The organism is Streptomyces sp. NPDC059785, assembly GCF_042732375.1.
Lineage (GTDB): Bacteria > Actinomycetota > Actinomycetes > Streptomycetales > Streptomycetaceae > Streptomyces.
The window spans coordinates 29,315-48,116 of the sequence record NZ_JBHWHV010000009.1; the positions used below are offsets into that span (position 1 = coordinate 29,315).

The 18,802-nt window shown below is 73.8% G+C and carries 13 protein-coding genes; 4 read left to right on the forward strand and 9 right to left on the reverse strand.

Going from position 1 to position 18,802, the window contains the following annotated elements; translation table 11 throughout:
• Positions 1-65: 65 nt before the first annotated feature.
• Positions 66-2,942, forward strand: a complete 2,877-nt coding sequence (locus ACFV6E_RS09160; protein ID WP_385460199.1) for a CDP-glycerol glycerophosphotransferase family protein — start codon at positions 66-68, stop codon at positions 2,940-2,942.
• Positions 2,939-4,099, forward strand: a complete 1,161-nt coding sequence (locus tag ACFV6E_RS09165; RefSeq protein ID WP_385460201.1) for a glycosyltransferase — start codon at positions 2,939-2,941, stop codon at positions 4,097-4,099. The genes ACFV6E_RS09160 and ACFV6E_RS09165 overlap by 4 nt, the downstream gene beginning before the upstream one ends.
• Before the next feature lie 32 nt (positions 4,100-4,131).
• On the opposite strand, the gene ACFV6E_RS09170 is transcribed toward ACFV6E_RS09165, so the two are convergent.
• On the reverse strand, positions 4,132-4,962 hold the full coding sequence (locus ACFV6E_RS09170) for an ABC transporter ATP-binding protein (protein ID WP_385460203.1): 831 nt from the start codon (positions 4,960-4,962) through the stop codon (positions 4,132-4,134).
• Positions 4,955-5,875 (reverse strand): ABC transporter permease, encoded by a 921-nt coding sequence (locus tag ACFV6E_RS09175; RefSeq protein WP_385165825.1) that lies wholly within the window; start codon positions 5,873-5,875, stop codon positions 4,955-4,957. The genes ACFV6E_RS09170 and ACFV6E_RS09175 overlap by 8 nt, the downstream gene beginning before the upstream one ends.
• 209 nt (positions 5,876-6,084) lie before the next feature.
• Between ACFV6E_RS09175 and ACFV6E_RS09180 the strand changes: the two genes are divergently transcribed.
• Positions 6,085-6,711 carry a TetR/AcrR family transcriptional regulator gene (locus tag ACFV6E_RS09180; RefSeq protein ID WP_385165827.1) on the forward strand — a complete coding sequence of 209 codons (627 nt, stop codon included), beginning with the start codon at positions 6,085-6,087 and terminating at the stop codon, positions 6,709-6,711.
• 34 nt (positions 6,712-6,745) lie between these two features.
• Here the strand turns inward: ACFV6E_RS09180 and galE are convergent, their stop codons facing one another.
• The 3 genes from galE to ACFV6E_RS09195 form a co-directional block, all read right to left on the reverse strand.
• Complete coding sequence (gene galE / locus ACFV6E_RS09185) at positions 6,746-7,735, reverse strand: UDP-glucose 4-epimerase GalE (RefSeq protein ID WP_385460205.1); 990 nt, start codon at positions 7,733-7,735, stop codon at positions 6,746-6,748.
• Positions 7,732-9,417, reverse strand: coding sequence for a glycosyltransferase family 2 protein (locus tag ACFV6E_RS09190; RefSeq protein WP_385460207.1), 1,686 nt, complete (start codon positions 9,415-9,417; stop codon positions 7,732-7,734). The genes galE and ACFV6E_RS09190 overlap by 4 nt, the downstream gene beginning before the upstream one ends.
• An 88-nt stretch (positions 9,418-9,505) precedes the next feature.
• Complete coding sequence (locus tag ACFV6E_RS09195; RefSeq protein WP_385165832.1) at positions 9,506-10,048, reverse strand: MarR family winged helix-turn-helix transcriptional regulator; 543 nt, start codon at positions 10,046-10,048, stop codon at positions 9,506-9,508.
• A gap of 125 nt (positions 10,049-10,173) precedes the next feature.
• On the opposite strand from ACFV6E_RS09195, the gene ACFV6E_RS09200 reads away from it, so the two are divergent.
• A complete protein-coding gene (locus ACFV6E_RS09200; RefSeq protein WP_385165834.1) occupies positions 10,174-10,587 on the forward strand; it encodes an organic hydroperoxide resistance protein in 414 nt (137 codons plus the stop codon).
• 39 nt (positions 10,588-10,626) lie between these two features.
• Here the strand turns inward: ACFV6E_RS09200 and ACFV6E_RS09205 are convergent, their stop codons facing one another.
• The 4 genes from ACFV6E_RS09205 to ACFV6E_RS09220 form a co-directional block, all read right to left on the reverse strand.
• Positions 10,627-12,300 carry a hypothetical protein gene (locus ACFV6E_RS09205; RefSeq protein WP_385460209.1) on the reverse strand — a complete coding sequence of 558 codons (1,674 nt, stop codon included), beginning with the start codon at positions 12,298-12,300 and terminating at the stop codon, positions 10,627-10,629.
• A 149-nt stretch (positions 12,301-12,449) separates the two neighbouring features.
• Positions 12,450-13,877 (reverse strand): hypothetical protein, encoded by a 1,428-nt coding sequence (locus tag ACFV6E_RS09210; protein ID WP_385460211.1) that lies wholly within the window; start codon positions 13,875-13,877, stop codon positions 12,450-12,452.
• A 50-nt stretch (positions 13,878-13,927) separates the two neighbouring features.
• Positions 13,928-16,285 (reverse strand): CDP-glycerol glycerophosphotransferase family protein, encoded by a 2,358-nt coding sequence (locus ACFV6E_RS09215; protein WP_385460213.1) that lies wholly within the window; start codon positions 16,283-16,285, stop codon positions 13,928-13,930.
• Between the two features lies 1 nt (position 16,286).
• Complete coding sequence (locus tag ACFV6E_RS09220; RefSeq protein ID WP_385460215.1) at positions 16,287-18,530, reverse strand: CDP-glycerol glycerophosphotransferase family protein; 2,244 nt, start codon at positions 18,528-18,530, stop codon at positions 16,287-16,289.
• Positions 18,531-18,802: the final 272 nt, after the last annotated feature.

The following is an 18,802-nucleotide window of genomic DNA, read 5'->3' on the forward strand; positions in this document are numbered from 1 at the left end:
TGCGGGCGCCCCGTTCTGCGTAACTCCAAAGGACGGGTCGAAAAAGGGCATTTAGGATTACCTGGGTGAAGGGTGATCCGCAGCAGGTGCCGCCTGACGTGTCCGTCGTCGTGATCGTCTACAACGACGAGCACCGGCTGCCGACGGCGGTGCGGTCCGCCCTGGAGCAGACGCTGCGCGGCGTCGAGGTCGTCGTCGTGGACGACCGCAGTACGGACGGCTCCTACGAGGTGGCGCGGCGGCTGGCCGAGGAGCACCCCGGCCGGGTGCGCGCCTGCCGGCTCCCGGAGAACAGCGGCGGCTGCGGCGCGCCCCGCAACCACGGCATCGAGCAGGCGCGCGGCACCTACGTCGTCTTCCTCGACAGCGATGACGTGCTCGAGCGCAATGCCTGCCGGAACATGCTGGAGGCGGCCGAGACCACCGGCGCCGACCTGGTCTCCGGGCTGTGCGTGCGCGTCCACGTCGACTCGCGCACCGGCAAGGAGGCCAAGTGGTACCCCTGGCTGTACGAGCGCACCCGCACCCTGGAGTCCGTCTCCGACCTGCCCGACCTGCTGGTCTTTGACACGCTGTCGACCAACAAGTGCTATCGCAGGCGATTCCTGCTGGATGAGGGGCTGCGCTTTCCTGTCGGGATCCACTACGAGGACCTGCTGTTCTCCGCGCAGGCCTACGTCGCCGCCCGCCGCATCACCCTCATTCCGAACCGGGTGTACGACTGGCGGGTGGTCGACCGGCCCGCGGACACCGCCGTCCGGTCGATCAGCAACCGACGCGACGAGATCGCCAACTTCGCGCACCGCATGGAGATCCACCGCCGGGTCGACGCGCTGCTCGCCGAGCGGGGCCTCGACGGGCTGAAGTTCGCCAAGGACGTCAAGTTCCTCAAGCACGACCTCGTGCTGCACCTGCGGGAGCTGCCCTTCCGGGACGCGGTCTACCGGCGGGAGTTCGCCGCGCTGGCCCGGCCCTACCTGGACTCCGTCGATCCGGCCGCCTACGACGAGGCCGAGCCCATCCACGCCGTCTGCGCCTACCTGCTCCGGCAGGGCGACTGGGACAACCTGCTGCCCGCCGTCGACACGCTCCTCAACCGGGACAAGATCTCCGCGCCGCTCGTGGAGCACGACGGGCGCGTGTACTGGTGCGCCGAGCACCTCGGCGACGCCCTCGGCCGGCACGTCCTGGACGTGACCCGGCTCGGGTACCACGCCAAGCCGGTCGAGCGGATGTTCCTGCGCAACGCGCTGACCGGGTACGCGCAGTCGGGCAGCACCGTACGGCTGGCCGGGCTGATCACCAACCCGCTCGGTGTCGTGCCGCCCGGCGCGCGGCTCTCGGGCGAGCTGGAGTTCTACGCCCGCCGCCGGGGCGTGCGCTTGAAGACCTTCCGCTTCCCGGTGGCCGAGGTGCGGCACGAGGGCGCGGCCATCGCCTGGGCGGCGTCGGCGGACCTCGCGAAGGTACGGCCGCTGGGCGTCGTGGACGCGGTGTGGGACGTCCGGCTCCATCTCGGCGTCGACGGGGTGCGCACCACCACCCGGCTGACGGCCGCCGTCCCGGAGGGCGCCGCCGGACCGCTGCCCGTCCGGCCGCGGCTGACCCGGCTGGTCGCCGACCGCATCGAACCGGTCGTCTCCGTACGCGGCCATCTCTCCTTCCGCCTCGTCCCGGGCAAGAAGGCCGAGGAACTGCTGAGGCGCGGTGTGCGCGGACCGGCGGGGCGGGCCGCCCGGGACGGCTACCGCAGGGCGCGACGCGCGCGCGAACGGCTGACCTCGGGTGCCGCCAAGATCCGCGTCTACCACGAGGTGTTCAGCAGGCTGCCGGTCAGGAAGCGGCTCGTCGTCTTCGAGAGCCATCTCGGGCGGCAGTACAGCGACAGCCCCCGGGCCGTCTACGAGGAGATGCGCCGCCAGGGACTCGACTTCGAGGCGGTGTGGTCGTACGCGGGCTCTCCCGAAGGGTTTCCGGCGGACGCCACTCTGGTGCGCCGCTGGTCGCTGCCCTATCTCAGGGCGCTGGCGCGGGCCGGGTTCTGGATCGACAACCAGAGCTACCCGCTCAAGCTCACCAAGCGGCCGGAGACTACGTACCTCCAGACCTGGCACGGTTCGGCGCTCAAGCGGATGGGGTTCGACGAGCCGGAGTGGAAGCTCAGGTCCCGGGCCGCGCAGGAGACGCAGCAGCGGGTGCTCGACCGCTTCGACCGGTTCCTGATCCGCTCCGAGCACGATGTGCGCACCCTCGCGCGGGCGTTCCGGCTGAAGGAGCGGACGCTGCTGCGGGTGGGCTACCCGCGCAACGACGCGCTCGTGGCGGCCAGGAGGAGTGAGGAGACGTCCGGGCGGCGCGAACGCGGTCCGCTCGCCGCGGAACTGGGCATCCCGGACGACCGTACGGTGCTGCTGTACGCGCCGACCTTCCGGGGGCGCGGCGGCCGGCGGCGGCGGTTCGAGCTGCCCTTCGACCCGGAGCGGTTCGCCGACGCCTTCGGCGACCGGTTCGTCCTGCTCGTGCGCTCGCACTACCTCAACCATGTGGTGCTGCCGCCGTCCGTGCGCGGGCGTGTCATCGACGTCACCGACCACCACGACATGACCCCGCTGCTGGCCCTGGCCGACGCGCTGATCACCGACTACTCGTCCGTGATGTTCGACTACGCCCTGCTGGACCGGCCGATGTTCTTCCTCGTCCACGACTACGAGGAGTACGTGCGTGCAGGGCGCGGCACCTACTTCGACCTCCTGGAGCGGGCGCCGGGGCCCGTGCTGCGCACCGAGGACGAGCTGTACGCGGCGCTGGACGCGTTCCAGGAACAGGCGGTGAAGTACGCCGCCGCGCGCGAGCGGTTCACCGCCGCGTTCGGCGAGTACGACAAGGGGACCGCCGCGCGGGACGTCGTGGAGCAGTTCTTCGCCGAGTGGAGGCGCGCGTGACGGCACCGGTCAGGCAGCGGACGCGGGACGTCTTCTTCGTCTCCAACAGCGTCGACGAACTGGGCGGGGTGACCAGTTGGTCGCACCAGATGGCCCGCCTCTTCACCGGCCGCGGCCACCGGGTGCACGTCGTCGGCATCACCGAGCCCGAGGTGCGGCAGGCGATCGGCGACGTGCCGTACCCGCTCACGACGCTGTACGACGTGCATCCGCCGCGGGTCGGTCCGGCGCGCGGGCTCAGGGGGCGGCTCGACGTCGCCGAGCGGCGGCGCAGGGCGGCGCGGGCGGCCGGGATGCGGGCGAAGGCCGCCACGCTGACCGGGCTGTTCCGGGCGGCGCGGCCCGGGGCCGTCGTGATCGTCACGCAGGTGTGGGCCATGGAGTGGGTGGAGCTGGCCGACACCACCGGTCTGACGGTGATCGGCATGAGCCACGAGTCGTTCGCGTACTCGCGGGCGACCTCGCGGTTCGGGCGGGTGCGGCGGCACTACCGGGACGTCGACCGGATGCTCGCGCTGACCCGCGAGGACGCCGACCGGTGGATCGGGCAGGGCATGAACAACGCCTCGTACATGCCGAACCCGCTGCCCTTCATGCCGGACGAGTCCTCGCCGCGCGACACGAAGACCGTGGTCAGCGTCGGCCGGCTGACCGACCAGAAGGGCATCGACATGCTCCTGGACACCTGGGCCGAGGTCGCGCCGCGCCACCCGGACTGGACGCTGCGCGTCCACGGCTCGGGAGAGGACGGGGAGCTGCTGCGGGCGCGCTGCACGGCGCTCGGGCTCGACGGCTCGGTGGACTGGGCCGGCCGGACCGACGACGTGCCGGGCGCTCTGCGGCGCGGCTCCGTCTTCGTCCTGTCCTCGCGCGGCGAGGGTTTCCCGCTCGCCCTGATGGAGGCCATGGCGTCCGGGCTGCCGTGCGCCGCCTTCGACTGCGCGCCCGGCGTCCGCGAGATCGTCCGCGACGGCGAGGACGGACTCCTCGCCGCCGTCGGCAACACCGGCGAACTCGCCCGCCGGCTCGACACCCTGATGAGCGACAAGGCGCTGCGGGACGCGATGGGCGAGGCGGCCCGGACGAACATCCAGCGCTTCACGACGGAGGAGATCGTGCGGCGCTGGGAGGGGCTGTTCGCGTTCCTGGAGCGGTGAGGGAGCGGTGGGGGCCTTTCGGACGAGCGCGGTCAGCGCTTGCCGCCCGTGAACGCCTCGTACTCCTTGAGGACGTCGGCCGTCGGGCCGTCCATGCGCAGTTCGCCGCGCTCCAGCCACAGCACCCGGTCGCAGGTGTCGCGGATGGACTTGTTGTTGTGGCTGACCAGGAAGACGGTGCCCGCGTGCTTGCGCAGCTCGCGGATGCGGGCCTCGGAGCGCTTCTGGAAGGAGCGGTCGCCGGTGGCCAGCGCCTCGTCGATGAGCAGCACGTCGTGGTCCTTGGCCGCGGCGATGGAGAACCGGAGCCGGGCCGCCATGCCGGAGGAGTACGTGCGCATCGGCAGGGTGATGAAGTCGCCCTTCTCGTTGATGCCGGAGAAGTCGACGATTCTCTGGTAGCGCTCGCGCACCTGTTCCCGGGACATGCCCATCGCGAGGCCGCCGAGGTACACGTTGCGCTCGCCGGTGAGGTCGCTCATCAGGGCCGCGTTGACGCCGAGCAGGGAGGGCTGGCCGTCGGTGTAGATCCGGCCGTTCTCCACGGGCAGCAGCCCCGCGACCGCCTTGAGCAGGGTCGATTTGCCGGAGCCGTTGGTGCCGATCAGCCCGATGGCCTCGCCCCGGTACGCGGTGAAGGACACGTTCTTCACGGCGTGCACCTTGCGGACGCCCGCCGCCCGCTCCGCCTTGCCGCGGCGCAGGATCCGGTTGAGCGCGGCGGTGGCGGTGCCGCGGCCCGCGCCCGTGCCGTTGACCCGGTAGACGATGTCGACGCCGTCGGCGACGACGGTGGGGATGCGGGCGTCCGGGGCGCCCTTCGCGGGCTCGTGCTCCGCCGCCTTGATCAGGGTGTCAGCCACGGCCGTAGGTCTCCTCAGCCTTCCAGAACCAGATGAAGCCGCCGACGCCCGCGACCAGCGCCCAGCCCGCCGCCAGCGCCCACACGTGCGGCGGGAGCTGGTGCCCGGTGAAGCTGTCGATCAGCGCGAAGCGCATCAGGTCGATGTAGACGGCCGCCGGGTTGCACTGGAGCGCGAGCTGCACGACGTGCGGGACGTCCCGGCCCGCCAGCAGCTTGTCCAGGCTCCACATGACGCCCGAGACGTACATCCAGGTGCGCAGCAGGAACGGCATGAGCTGGGCGATGTCGGGCGTCTTGGCGCCGATCCGCGCCATCACCATCGCCACGCCCGCGTTGAAGACGAACTGGAGGGTGAGCGCGGGGACCACCAGCAGCCAGGACATCGCGACCGGCACGCCGAAGCAGAGCAGGATCACCACGAGCGCGGCCATCGAGAACAGCAGCTGCTGGAGCTGCTGGAGGCAGAACGACACCGGCAGCGCGGCCCGCGGGAAATGCAGGGCCCGCACCAGGCCGAGGTTGCCGGAGATCGCGCGGGTGCCCGCCATGATCGAGCTCTGGGTGAACGTCCATACGAACACGCCGGTGACCAGGAACGGCACGAAGTCCGGCACGCCGTGCTTGGTGCCCATCAGGATGCCGAAGATGAAGTAGTAGACCGCCGCGTTGAGCAGCGGGGTCGCCACCTGCCAGACCTGGCCGAGCTTGGCCTGGCTGTACTGGGCGGTGAGCTTGGCGGTGGCGAAGGCGGTGATGAAGTGCCGGCGCGCCCACAGTTGGCGGACGTACTGGCTCAGGGACGGCCGGGCGCCGCTGACGCCGAGGCCGTGGCGCGCGGCCAGCTCGGCGGCGGTCTCGACGGCCGGGGCGGGCTCGGCCGCGGAAGGCGGTTTCTGGAGGACCTGGCTCACATCCGGTGCGCTTTCGCTCGGGGAGTGTGGGGGTGGGTGCTGCGGGGTGGAGCGCTGCGGTGGTCCGTTCCCCCGGTGGTCTGCCGTGTCCTGCACAGACCTTTGCCGGCTGCTTACGTCGGAACGGGACCGTATCGTCGCAACGTGAGCGTAGGCCGGATCGACGTCGGAACGCAACCGTTTCGTCGTAACGGCCTATGCTGGTCGGTATGACGACGAACGCCGAGCCGGCCCAGACGCAGCCGCGCCGCCGGGCGCCCGCCGGGGCGGCCGTGCTCCGCGCGGACGTGACCGAGGCGATCCGCGCCGCCGTCTTCGAGGAACTGGCCTCCGCCGGCTACGCCCGGATGTCCATCGAGGGCATCGCGCGCCGGGCCGGCGTCGGCAAGACCGCGGTCTACCGGCGCTGGCGGTCGAAGCTCCACCTGGTCCTCGACCTGGTCTCGGCCGTCGCCGTGCAGGGACTGCCCGCCCCCGACACCGGCGCCCTGGAGAGCGACCTGCGGCTGCTGTACGAGGTGACCTCGCGGGCGCTGCGGCACCCCGTGGCCGGGCAGATCATCCCCGACCTCCAGGCCGAGGCGGCCCGCAATCCGGAGATCGCCGAGGCCATGCAGAAGGCGCTGCGCGAGGGGCAGCAGTCGGTCGCGAGCGGCATCGTGGCCGCGGCGGCGGCGCGCGGCGAGATCCGCGCGGGCGTCGACGAGGACCTCGCCCTCGACCTGATCTCGGGCCCGCTGTACTGGCGCGCGGTCGTCGTCCGCGGCCCCAAGCTGCCGAAGGGCTATCTGGCGGGCCTGGCGCGGGCGACGGCGGCGGCGCTGAAGGCGCTCTGACAGCCGTTCGCTCTCTGCTCGGCCAGGTCGCCGGTCAGGCGCGGGCCGCCCTGGGGTGCCTTCGCACCCAGCCGTCCCAGGCCGACGTGATCATGTCCTGGACGTCGTACTTCGCCTTCCAGCCCAGCTCCGTGGCGATGCGGTCGGCACAGGCCACCACCCGGGCCGGGTCGCCGGGGCGGCGCAGGGTCACGGTCGGCGGGCGGTCGTAGCCGGTGATCGCGTTGATCCGGTCGATCATCTCGCGCACGGACACCCCCTCGCCGCGCCCGATGTTGAGGGTCAGGTGCCGCCCCGGTGACGTGCTGAGCGCGCGGGCCGCGGCCACGTGGGCCTCCGCCAGGTCCACCACGTGGATGTAGTCGCGGACGCAGGTCCCGTCGGCGGTCGGGTAGTCGTCGCCGAAGATCCGCGGCGGCGCGCCCTCGGTCAGCTTCTCGAAGACCATGGGGACGATGTTGAAGACGCCGGTGTCGGCCAGCTCCGGTGCGGCGGCCCCCGCCACGTTGAAGTACCGCAGCGACGCCGTGGCCAGGCCCGTGGCCCGGCCGGTGGCGCGCACCAGCCACTCGCCCGCGAGCTTCGTCTCGCCGTACGGGCTGATCGGCACGCACGGGGTGCCCTCGGTGACCAGGTCCGCGGTGCCGGTGTCCGGGGTGCCGTAGACGGCGGCCGAGGAGGAGAAGACGAAGGACGGGACGGACGCGGCCGTCACCGCGTCCAGCAGGACCCGCAGCCCCTCGACGTTCTCCCGGTAGTAGTGCAGCGGCAGGTCCAGCGACTCGCCGACCTGCTTCTTCGCGGCCAGGTGCACCACGCCGGTGACCCGGTGCCCGGCCAGCGTGCGGCGGACGAGCCCGGCGTCCAGGGTCGAGCCGACGACCAGCGGCACGTCCGCGGGGAGGCGTTCGGCGAGCCCGGTGGAGAGGTCGTCGTAGACCACGGCCGCCTCACCCGCGCCGGTCATCGCGCGGACCACGTGCGCCCCGATGTAGCCGGCGCCGCCGGTGATCAGCCAGGTCATGGGGGTGTCCCCTCTCGGTGGGCCCGGGGTGCGGCTCGGCGGCGCCGGCCGCACCGGCGGGTCGTACAACAGTGAAGCAGGCGGGCGAGCCGGCGGCGGAGGACGGCGGTCGTTCCGCGCCACCCGGACGCGATCCGCACCGCCAGCGATCCCGAGTGGGTGGCGTACGGCTGGATGAGCAGGAGACCGTGCCGGGCGCTCGGGACGGCCGAGCGGCGCAGCAGGCCAGGGCCCGCCACCGCGTGCGCGGTGGTGTCGCGGCCGGTGCCGTCGTGGAAGCCGAGCCGGCAGCGCAGGTCCCAGGTGCCGGCGCCGAGCGCCGCCAGGTCCACCTCGATCTCCGCCGACCAGGTGTCCGGATCCGGGCCGGGCGCGAAGGGGCTCGTACGGCGCGGGCCCCGGCGCCCGCTCGCGCGCTCCGTGAACTCGGCCGTCACCGCCCGCGGACCCGCCTCGCCCAGCCGCCCGTACAGCTCGTGCAGGCGCAGCCGCAGACACGAGGTGCCCCGGCGCGGGCGCAGTTCGGCGTCGACGGCGACGGGGAGCACGCGCACCGGGCGTTCCAGCAGGTGGTCGAGGTCGACCTGGGGCAGGTCGGCCGACCAGACGGGGGTGCCGTCCGCGGCCCGCGCGTACGGCGGGCGCAGCCGGGCCGGGCGGGCCGCGAGCTCGGTCAGCCGGGGCAGGTCGCGGGGTTCGTCGGCGGCGAGCACCACCCGGGCGATCACCCGGCCGGGCGCGGGCGCGGGCCCGAAGTCGGTCGCGTCGAAGGAGCCGAGGAAGGCGCGGGTCAGCCGCCACCACTCGCTCCGGTACGCCGGGCCGCGCTGGGCCAGCTCCCGGGTGTACATGCGCAGTTCGTGGTCGAGGAACTTGGCCCGCACCGCGCGCGCGAGCCGCTTCTCACCGGCGCCGAGCAGGATCTCGTGGGCGGCTCCGACGGCCTCCGTACGGGCCCGCCAGTTGTCGACGCCGGACCGGTCCAGCGAGATCGACAGCCGGTCGGCGTCCCTGCGGACGTGCCAGACGTACACCGTGTCGGGTACGAGCGCGATCCGCGGGCCCGCGGCCAGTACGCGCGCGGTGAACACGAAGTCCTCGTAGCGGAAGGGGCCCTCGGGGAAGCGGATGCCGTGCTCGCGCAGGAAGCCGGTCGAGTAGAGCTTGTTGACGCACAGCGTGTCGTGGACCAGACGGGGGCGCCGGGCGGGGCGGGCGACGACGGCGGGCCGCGCGTACAGGCCCGGCTGCCAGGGGATGTCGCGGCCCGACGGCAGCTCGCGCCGCACGCACCGGCCCGCCCCGACCGGCGCGCCGGCGTCGAGGGCCGCCGCGAGCAGCGCGTCCACCGCGCCGGGCGGCAGCACGTCGTCACTGTCGAGGAACATCACGTACGGGGCCGTGGCCGCGTCGATGCCGTCGTTGCGGGGGCTGCCGCAGCCGCCGCTGTTGACCGCGCGGCGCACCACCCGCACCCGCGGCTCGTCGCGGGCCAGGGCGTCGAGGAGGGCGGCGCTGCGGTCGGCCGAGCAGTCGTCGACGGCGACGACCTCGCGGACGGCCGGGCCCTGGGCGAGCGCCGAGCGCACGGCGTCCGTGACGTGCGCGGCGTCGTTGTGGCCGATGACCACGACGCTGACCTGTGCGGTGGGCGGGCGGTGGGTGTTCGGCAGGATGCGCATCAAGACGGGATCGTAAGCCGCTTATGCCTGTGAAATGGGGCATTTAGGCCAAGGTCTCGTCAGGGATTCCGAAGCGGGCGGCCAGGCCCTAGACGCAGCCCGGCGTGTCCTCCAGGGCCGCCGCGTCCAGGGCCGTCGTCAGGCGGTCGAGGCGTGTGCGCAGGTCGAGGATCTCGTCGATCTCGAAGCCCGTCGCCGCGGCGATCCGGCGCGGCACCGACAGGGCGCGCTCGCGGAGCGCGGTGCCCTCGCCGGTGAGTCGCACCTGCACGGACCGCTCGTCGTGGACGCTGCGCTCGCGCCGTACGAGACCGGCCGCCTCCAGCCGCTTGAGCAGCGGCGACAGGGTCCCGGAGTCCAGCCGCAGATGTTCGCCGACCGCCTTCACGGGCAGCTCCCCGTGCTCCCACAGCACGAGCATCACCAGGTACTGCGGATAGGTGAGTCCGAGGTCCTTGAGCAGGACGCGGTAGACGCTGCCGAAGGCGCGGGACGCGGCGTTCAGCGAGAAGCAGATCTGCTGGTCGAGGCGGAGGTAGTCCCCGTCGGCCGGGGGTGCGGTCTCCGGAGCTGTGGTCTCCGGGCTCCGGGCGTCCGCGGGCTGGGTGTCCGGGGTCGGCGTGGCGGTCATGCATCAAGGGTAGCTCTCGACCGTCATTAAGTTGTGCGCAATTGAATTGCGTGCTTCACTTGTGGTCGTGAGGGCGGCCGGACCGGCCGCCGCACCAAGACGTTGATCTGAGAGGGATGGTCTCCATGGACGCGCTCTACACCGCTGTCGCCACCGCCACCCACGGCCGCGACGGCCGCGCCGTCAGCTCCGACGGCCGCCTCGACCTCCAGCTGGCCGTTCCGCAGTCGATGGGCGGCAACGGCGAGGGCACCAACCCCGAGCAGCTCTTCGCCGCCGGGTACGCCGCCTGTTTCGCCAGCGCGCTCGGCGCCGTCGGCCGGCAGGCGAAGGTGGACGTCTCCGACGCCGCGGTGACCGGCGAGGTCTCCATCGGCAAGCAGGGCGAGGGCTTCGCCCTGGCCGTCACGCTGCGCGTGGAGCTGCCCGACTCCCTCGACGCCGAGACCGGCCGCAAGCTGGTCGAGCAGGCCCACCAGGTCTGCCCGTACTCCAACGCGACCCGCGGCAACATCCCGGTCGAGCTCGTCGTCGAGTAAGCCGGGCGGCAGCAAAATTCTCGTGGCGCGGTCCGGTGGTCACCGGGCCGCGCCGCCGCGTCCGTGGCCGACCCGCGCCAGCACCTCGCCCGTGACCGGGCTCCACGCGACCACCACCGCCTCCGGCGGCGCCTGCTGCCGAGGCGTCAGCAGCAGCCAGCGCACGTGGTGGCGGCGGACCACGGCCGCGCGCAGGGCGCGGGACGACCCCGGGGCGAGATAGGCGCGGACGTCCGCGACCATGCGCTGCCGCTCCGCCTCGTCGAGCGCGGCGTCGGGCCAGGCGGGCGCGGCGAGGTTGGGCCCGTACCCGGCGAGGGAGTGCACCGCGTAGTACCCGTCGGTGATCACCACCTCGCCCGGTCCGATGTGCCGCGCCGCCCACTCGTACGTCGGCCAGTGCGGCGGCTGCGCGAAACCGGCCGGCACGACCGCGCCCGCCTGCACGGTGAGGAAGCCGGTGCAGGCCCCCGCGACCGCCGCCGCCCCGAGCGCCCGCCGCCACACCGGCCAGGGCCGCGGCGCCGCCAGCTCCACCGCGAGCGCGAACTGCGCGGGCACCAGCGTCAGTCCCAGGATCCGCCCGTAGGTGTAGTGCCCGCTGACCCAGCCGTAGGCGACGGTCAGGCACTCCAGGGCGAACAGCAGCACCAGCGGGTCGCGGGCCGAGCGCCGGGCCCGCAGCCACAGCGCGGGCAGCCCGAGCAGGGCCAGCCAGAACTGTCCGGGCACCCCCGCGTACAGCCGTTTGTGCATGGCGTCCACGCTGGTGTCGCCGGGCAGCGCGAAGACGTCGAAGTACGGCCAGCAGGCGGCGGTCGCCAGCGCCGTCCCGGCCGTCAGCGCCCAGCGGACCGCGACCGGGCCGCGCCAGCCGCGCTGCCGGCCCGCCACCAGCGCCACCGCGCCGAGCGCCGCCGCGACCGAGGTGATCGGGTGGACGAGCAGGACCAGGCCGTACAGGACGCCGAGCGCCGCGTAGCCGGTCAGGCCGCGCAGACCGCTCGGGCCGACGTACCGGACGGAGGTGGCGCCGTAGCGCATGCGGCCGGTGCCGCCGTAGTGCATGCGGCCGGTGCCGCCGTAGTGCATGCGGCCGGTGCCGCTGTCCGCGCCGGTGCCGTTGTCCGGGCCGGTGCCGCTGTCCGTGCGGGTTCCCGTCAGCGCCCAGGCCCAGAAGGTCAGGCCGATCGCGAAGGTCGAGGGGTAGCCGAGGTTCCCGGTCATCGACATCAGCCCGAGATACCCGCTCCACCAGGCCCGTTCGGTGCCCCAGAGCAGCACCATGGCGAGCAGCGCGAAGACCGGCGCCCAGGGCCGGGCCGGCGCGAGCACCCGGACGAAACGGCCGAGGCCCGTCAGCAGCACCAGCAGGTTCACCGGCGCGGCCAGCCGTACCACCTCCCAGCCGCCGAGGCCGGTCAGCCGGGCGAAGGCGCCCTGCGCGACGGCGTACGGCGAGTAGTACGGGCTGCCCGCGCCCGGCAGGTCCGCCATCGGGTGCAGCGGGTGGAGCAGCCGGTCCTTCAGCCGCTCGACGACCGCCGCGTGCTGGCCGGCGTCGCAGCACAGCGGGACGCGCCAACTGGCGAGGACCAGCACCAGCCAGAACAGGCCGCCGAAGACCTGGTACGGCGTCGGGCGCCAGGACGCGCCGCCGCGCAGCGCCGTGGCGCCGCGCGCGGCCCGCCGGACGAGGAGATCGGCGCTCACCGGGCGGACAGGGGACGGTGCGGGGCGATTGCGGGCATTTGCCGTATATTCCCGCCGGGGTCAACGGCCTAGCCGCAGTTCACCTCATCAGGTGAGTGCAGAGTTCAGGGACCGGACCCGGACCCGGACCCGGACGCGGACGCGGGTGCTCAGCGGACCGGCGCCGTGTCGCGTCGCAGCGGGCCCGGCACCGTGCCCGGGAGCGGCGCCGGGGGCCGCGTCGCCCGTTCCAGGAGCAGCGGGAGACCCAGCACCGGCAGCAGCCATGCCAGGACGATCAGCCGGTCCCCGTAGATGTTGATGTCGGGGTGCCCGGCCTGGTTGAGCACGCCGGTGAACGCGCCCGCGAGCAGGAAGCAGCCGAAGGCCGGGCGCCGGCGCAGCGCGCCCCACGCGGCGGCCAGCAGCGCCGTCAGGAACAGCGGCTCCCACAACTGGCGGCGCAGCCACTCCACCCAGAAGCCCGCCTCCAGGCGGAGGAACTCGGGCCACGGCCGGATGCGGTCGGGCCGCCCGAAGTGATCGGTCAGCAGGTCCTGGAGGCTCTCCGACTCGGCCGGGTAGCGCAGCGCCCGCGCGGCCAGGACGGTCGCCACGGCCGCGCCGCCCGCCACCAGCGCCACCGCCCGCAGCGGCCGGCCGAGCGCGGCCCACGCCCGCCGCACGCGCACCAGTACCCCTACCCCTACCCGTACGCCGCCCGGTCCGGAGCCCGGGAGAGCGTCCGTACTGGAGTCAGGGGCAGCGCCCGTACTGGAGTCAGGGGCAGCGCCCGGTTCGGTGCCCGGTCCGGCGCCCGGGGCGGCGCGGTCGGGAACGCCTCCCGCGCGTCGCAGCCCGATCGCCGCGCATGCCGCAGCCAGGCACAGCCCCAGGAACAGCGCCTGCGAATGCTTCACCGTGAACAGCCAGGCCAGCGCCCCGCCGACCAGTGCCGCGCCGGTCCGCGCCCGGCCGCCCTCCAGGGCCAGCGCGCACCCCCACAGCGCCGCCAGGGTGAGCGTCAGCATCAGCCCCTCGGTCATCGGGCGCATGGCGGTCGCGCCGCACGGCAGCACGTAGAACAGCGCCTGCCCGGTCAGCGCCACCACCGTCGGCGCGCGCAGGGTGCGCAGGGTCAGGAAGGCGAGCACACCCCCGGCGACCGCGACGGTGACCCCCGACGCCCACAGGCCCCACGTCACGCCGAACACGGCGATGAACGGCACCAGCAGCGCGGGATACCCCGGCCGCACCTCGAAGATCCGCATGAAGCGGGCGGGCATGAACGGCACCGTGCGGCCGGCCGTCTGCCCGGCCCGCAGCCGCCGGTCCACCTGCGCCCACTGCTCGCGCCGGCACTCCTCGGTGACCCGCCGGGTGGGGCTCGGGCGGTGGAAGCGGAGCACGTCGACGCTCTGGTTCCGGCGCGCGATGGACGCCCGGCCCGCGCACGCGTAGTCGATGGTCGCCGCCGCGGCCGCGCGCTTGCCGTCACCGCGCAGACTCAGCGCGTACGACAGGTAGTTCTTGGTGTCGGGGGTGTCGCGCCCGGTGACGTTGGCGAGCTGGAGCACGGCGAACACGGCCGCGAGCACGACGACCCAGGTACGCGGCCGAGTTCGCAGGAACCGCCACCGTGCCTGCCTCACGACGAGACCCGCAGGTCCTGGCCCGCCGGCGCGGGCACCCTGACCGGGACCGGCACGTCACGCTCGCCGAGCATCAGCGTGCGCACCACCCGCTCCGCGGCCCGCCCGTCGTCGAACTCGCAGAACCGCTCCCGGAACCCGGCCCGCAGCCGCGCCGACTCCTCGTCCCGCCAGGCACCGGACGCGAACAGCCAGGCCAGGTCCCGGTAGGAGCGCGCCACATGGCCCGGCGGATCGGCGGTGATGTCGAAGTACGTGCCCCGGCTCGCGGTGTACGCGTCCCGGTCGTCGGCGTGCACCACGATCGGCCGGTCCAGGTTGGCGTAGTCGAACAGCAGCGCCGAGTAGTCCGTGACCAGGACGTCCGAGGCGAGCATCAGCTCCTCGACGTGCGGTTCGTCCGTCGCGTCGACGAGCACCCCGCGCCGGGCCAGCTCCGTGAGGCCGAAGCCGCGTGCCGGGCCCTCCGCGAGGGAGGGGTGCAGCCGGACGACGAGGGTGCGGTCCGCGCCGAGGTCGTCGGCGAACCGGGCCAGGTCGATCCGTTCGGCGTGGCCGCCCCTGACGTAGTCGCGGCGCGTCGGCGCGTACAGCACCACCGTGTTGGCGGCCGGGATGCCGAGCCGGGAGCGGACGACGGCCCCGGTGCCAGCCCCGGTGCCAGCCCCGGCGCCAGTCCTGGCGCCAGCCCCGGCACCGGCGTCGGCTCCGTTGCCGTCGTCGTCGGAACGGGCCCGTACCAGCACGTCGTTGCGCGGGCTGCCGGTGCGCAGCGAGGTGAAGTGGCAGGGGTAGGCGCGGTCCCAGACCAGTTCGGAGTGGCGGTTGGCGACCAGGCTGTAGTCCCAGCGGTCGGCGCGGCGCAGCATCTGCGGCACGTCGAAGCCGTGCCGGGCGCCCGGCTTGCCGAGCAGATCGGCCGCCATGTACTTCAGCGGGGTGCCCTGGTGGGTGTGGACGTGCACGCTGCCGGGCCGCTTGACCAGCGTGCCGGGCCAGTTGACGTTGTTGACGAAGTACGTGGCCCGGGCGGTGACCTGCCGGTAGCGCGGGGAGTCCGGGACGACGTACTCGATGCCGGCCGGCAGCAGCGGCACCTGCTCCTCGCGCACCACCCACACGCCCCTGATGTGCGGGGCGAGTTCGCGGGCGGCGCGGTGCACGGCCGCCGGGTCGCCGAGCACGCCCCGGTGCGAGAACGCCGAGTACACCGCCAGGTCCGGGTCGAGCGGGCGCTGCCGCAGGAGCGCGGACCAGCCGCGCCCGATCCGGTCCGCGGCGGCGGCCCGCGCCCGCTGCCTGCGCGCGTCGAGCGCCTTGAGCGCGCGCGCCTTGTGCCGCTCCAGGCGGTAGCCGCCGTAACCGCCGAGCAGCACGCGCAGTTCGGGCGGGACCGGACCGTGCACGTGGGTGCGGAACAGCTCGGCCGTGCGGCGGAAGAACTCGGGCTTGTCCCGCTCGGGCAGCCGGTCGGGCTTGCCGAGGACGTCGAGGCAGTGCTCGCCCATCTTGCGGTGCAGGTAGGGGCGCCAGAGATTCAGGTCGGGGCGGGCGTCGACGAAGGCGAAGACCCGCTCGTACTGCTCGTGGATGTCGAAGTGCTTGCGGCTGGTGGTGGACAGGATGTTGCCCTGGCGGCGCTGCCGGTAGGCGAGGCAGATCCGGTCCAGGGTGGCGATCCGGTCCGCGCTCAGCAGCACCGGGAACGTCCAGGGCGTGTCCTCGTAGTAGCCGGGCGGGAAGGCGAAGCCGTGCCGCTCGACGAAGCCGCGGCGGTAGGCCTTGTTCCAGACCACCATCAGCAGTTCCAGGATCTCGGGGCGCCCGGCCGCGGTGAAGGTACCGTCGCCCGCCACCCCGTGCGCGGTGTCCGCCCCACGCGCGGTGTCCGCCCCACGTTTGGCGTCCGCGCCGGAGGCCGTACCGTCCGCGCCGTCCGCGAGCAGCCCCGCCAGAACGTTCCGGCGGGTGCCGCCCCACCAGTAGGTGCGCGCGTAGTCGAAGACCAGCACGTCCGGGTCGGCGGTCTCGTCCAGCCGGTCGGCCATGGCCCGCAGGGCGCCGGGCGTGAGGGTGTCGTCGCTGTCGAGGAAGAGCAGGAAGTCCCCGGAGGCGTGCGGCATCCCGGCGTTGCGGGCGAGGCCGAGGCCCACGTTCTCGGGCAGGTGCAGCACCTTCACCCGCGGGTCGCGGACGGCGTACTCGTCGAGGATGGCGCCGCAGCCGTCCGGCGAGCAGTCGTCCACGGCGATCACCTCCAGGTCCGGGTACGACTGCCCGAGGACCGAGTCGAGGCACTCGCGCAGATAGCCCTGCACCTTGAAGACGGGCACGATGACGCTGAAGCGGGGCACGTCAGCTCCTTCGGGAAGTGGGGGCCGGGGCCGGGGTGCGCCGGGCGAGGGGGAGCACGGGCGGCAGCGACTCGGGCGGTTCGCCCAGCAGCACCCGCCGCACCACCCGCTCGGCGGCCCGTCCGTCGTCGAACTCGCAGAACCGCTCCCGGAACCGGGCCCGCAGCTCCGCCGCCGCAGGACCCGCCCAGGAGCCGTCGCGGAAGACCTCCGCCAGCTCCTCGGGCGTACGCGCGACCGGGCCGGGCGGCTCCGCGATCAGGTCGAAATAGCTGCCCCGGGTCTCCCGGTAGACCTCCCAGTCGTCGGCGTACACCACGATCGGGCGGTCGAGGTTGGCGTAGTCGAACATGATGGACGAGTAGTCGGTGATCAGCGCGTCGGCGGCCAGGCAGACGTCCTCGGCCGAGCGGTGCCCGGTCACGTCGATGACCCGCCCGCCGGTCCGCGCGGCGCCGTCCCCGTTCCCGTTCCCGTTCCCGTCCCCATCCCCGTTCCCGTCGTAGAAGTAGTGGGCGCGCAGCAGCACCACGAACTCCTCGCCGCCTTCGCCCGCCGCGGCGCAGAGCGCCTCCAGGTCGAGCCGCTCGTCGAAGCCGGTGCTGTGGTCGCGGTGCGTCGGCGCGTACAGCAGCGCCTTCACGCCGTCGGGGACGCCGAGCGCGCGGCGCGCCCGGACCACGTCCTCGGCGGTCGCCGTGTAGAAGACGTCGTTGCGCGGATAGCCGTACTCCAGCGCCTCCCAGGAGCCGGGAAAGGCCCGCTCCCACATCTGGGTGGAGTGCCGGTTGGCGGAGAGGTTGTAGTCCCAGCGGTCCACCCGGTTCAGCAGCCTGGTGAAGCTGCCGGTCGCGGCGGCCACCACCGGGTACGTCGACTGGTCGACGCCCATCTTCTTCAGCGGGGTGCCGTGCTGGGTCTGGAGGTGCACGCTGCCGGGGCGCTTGACGACGGCGTCCGCGAAGTTGGCGTTGTTGATCAGGTACTTGGCGCGGGCCAGCACCTCCCAGGCGCGGTGGCTGCCGATGACCGCGTGGTCCAGGTCCGCGGGCAGCGCGTCCACCGCGTCGGGCTCCACCAGGAACACCGGGTGGATGTGCGGGGCGAGCGCGCGGGCCGCGGCGTGGATCGCGGCCGGGTTGCACGCGTAACCGCGGCCCCAGTACGCGCAGTAGACGGCCAGGTTCTCGTCCAGGGGGCGGCGCAGGTGCAGCGCGTACAGCGCACGGGTGCGCAGCATGCGCGGCCGGGGCAGCCGCGCCGCCGCCCGCGCCGTCTGCCGGTTGGCGCCGCGCAGCGCCCGGAACGCGGTGTACGCACCGGCCGCCAGCAGCCGGTGCTGCACGCCGAGGCTGCCGGGCGGCGGCCGGAACCCGGCGGGCCGGTGGCGCCGGTGCAGCCGGGCCGCGCGGCGGAAGAACTCCCGGCGGCGGTGCGCGGGCAGCCGGCCCGGGTGCGCGGCGGTCTTCAGGACCAGCGCGAAGAGCTGCTGGAACAGCGGCTCCGACCGGGTCTCCGGCAGGTTCTGGGCGGCGGCCCGGGTGAGCACCAGCTCGACTTGGTCGAGGAGATCGAGCTGGTGCTCACCCGGCGTGTGGAGGCGGCTGCCCTGCCGGCGCAGCAGATGCCGTACGACGACCGAGCGCTCCACCGTCATCCGCCGCGCGGTGAGCGTGACCAGGCCGCCCCAGCCGACGTCGGTGAAGTGCGCGCGCGGGAACGTCAGCCGGTGCTCGGCGAGGAAGTCGCGGCGGTAGGCGGCGCACCAGGCGGGCAGCGCGGCGCCGGTGAGCTGCGGCGCCTGCTCCGGCGGGAAGGCGCCGGCGGGCGTGCGGGGCAGCGGGGGCGTACTGGTCTCGGTGTCCCACCAGTGCACGCGCTCGTGCTCGAAGTACACGACGTCCACGTCCTCGCCCGCCTCGCGGAGCCTGGCGTCCAGGGCCCGCAGCGCGCCCGGGGCCAGCTCGTCGTCGCCGTCGAGGAAGAGCAGGTACGTGCCCCGGGCCGCGCCCGCCCCGGTGTCGCGCGCCGCCCCGAGGCCCGCGGACGGCGGCGACTGCACCGGGAGGACCCGGTCGTCCCGCTCCGCGTACGCGGCGGCGACGGCGCCCGCCGGGGAGTCCTGCACGTCGCAGACGGGGATCAGCTCGAAGTCGCCGAAGGACTGGCCGAGGACCGAGTCCAGCGCCAGGGACAGACGCCCGGCGACCTCATGAGTGGGAACGACGATGCTGAAGCGCGGCATTCTGGTCTTTCTCCGAAGGGGCAAGGGGCAGCGAGCAGGGCTGGGATCTGGGGAGGGCTCGGGCGGTTCAGGGGTGGTCGGTGCCGACGGGCGCGGGCGCGTCTGCGAGCGTCGTCTCAGGGGGCTCGACTGCGACGGGCGCCGCCGGGGTGGGTGCGGGTGCCGGGGCCGGTGCGGGCGGAGCTGTGGTGGGTGCGGGAGCGGTGGGGCCGGGCGGTGGTTCCGTGCGGGGCCGTGCGCTGGTGGGCGGGGGCTCAGGTGTGACGGGCGCT

Excerpts from the sequence above, each read along its gene's own strand:
- ACFV6E_RS09180 (WP_385165827.1), top strand. The coding sequence starts at position 6,085 with ATGACGACGAACGCCGAGCCGGCCCAGACGCAGCCGCGCCGCCGGGCG.
- galE (WP_385460205.1), bottom strand. The coding sequence starts at position 7,735 with ATGACCTGGCTGATCACCGGCGGCGCCGGCTACATCGGGGCGCACGTG.
- ACFV6E_RS09190 (WP_385460207.1), bottom strand. The coding sequence starts at position 9,417 with ATGCGCATCCTGCCGAACACCCACCGCCCGCCCACCGCACAGGTCAGC.
- ACFV6E_RS09195 (WP_385165832.1), bottom strand. The coding sequence starts at position 10,048 with ATGACCGCCACGCCGACCCCGGACACCCAGCCCGCGGACGCCCGGAGC.
- ACFV6E_RS09200 (WP_385165834.1), top strand. The coding sequence starts at position 10,174 with ATGGACGCGCTCTACACCGCTGTCGCCACCGCCACCCACGGCCGCGAC.
- ACFV6E_RS09220 (WP_385460215.1), bottom strand. The coding sequence starts at position 18,530 with ATGCCGCGCTTCAGCATCGTCGTTCCCACTCATGAGGTCGCCGGGCGT.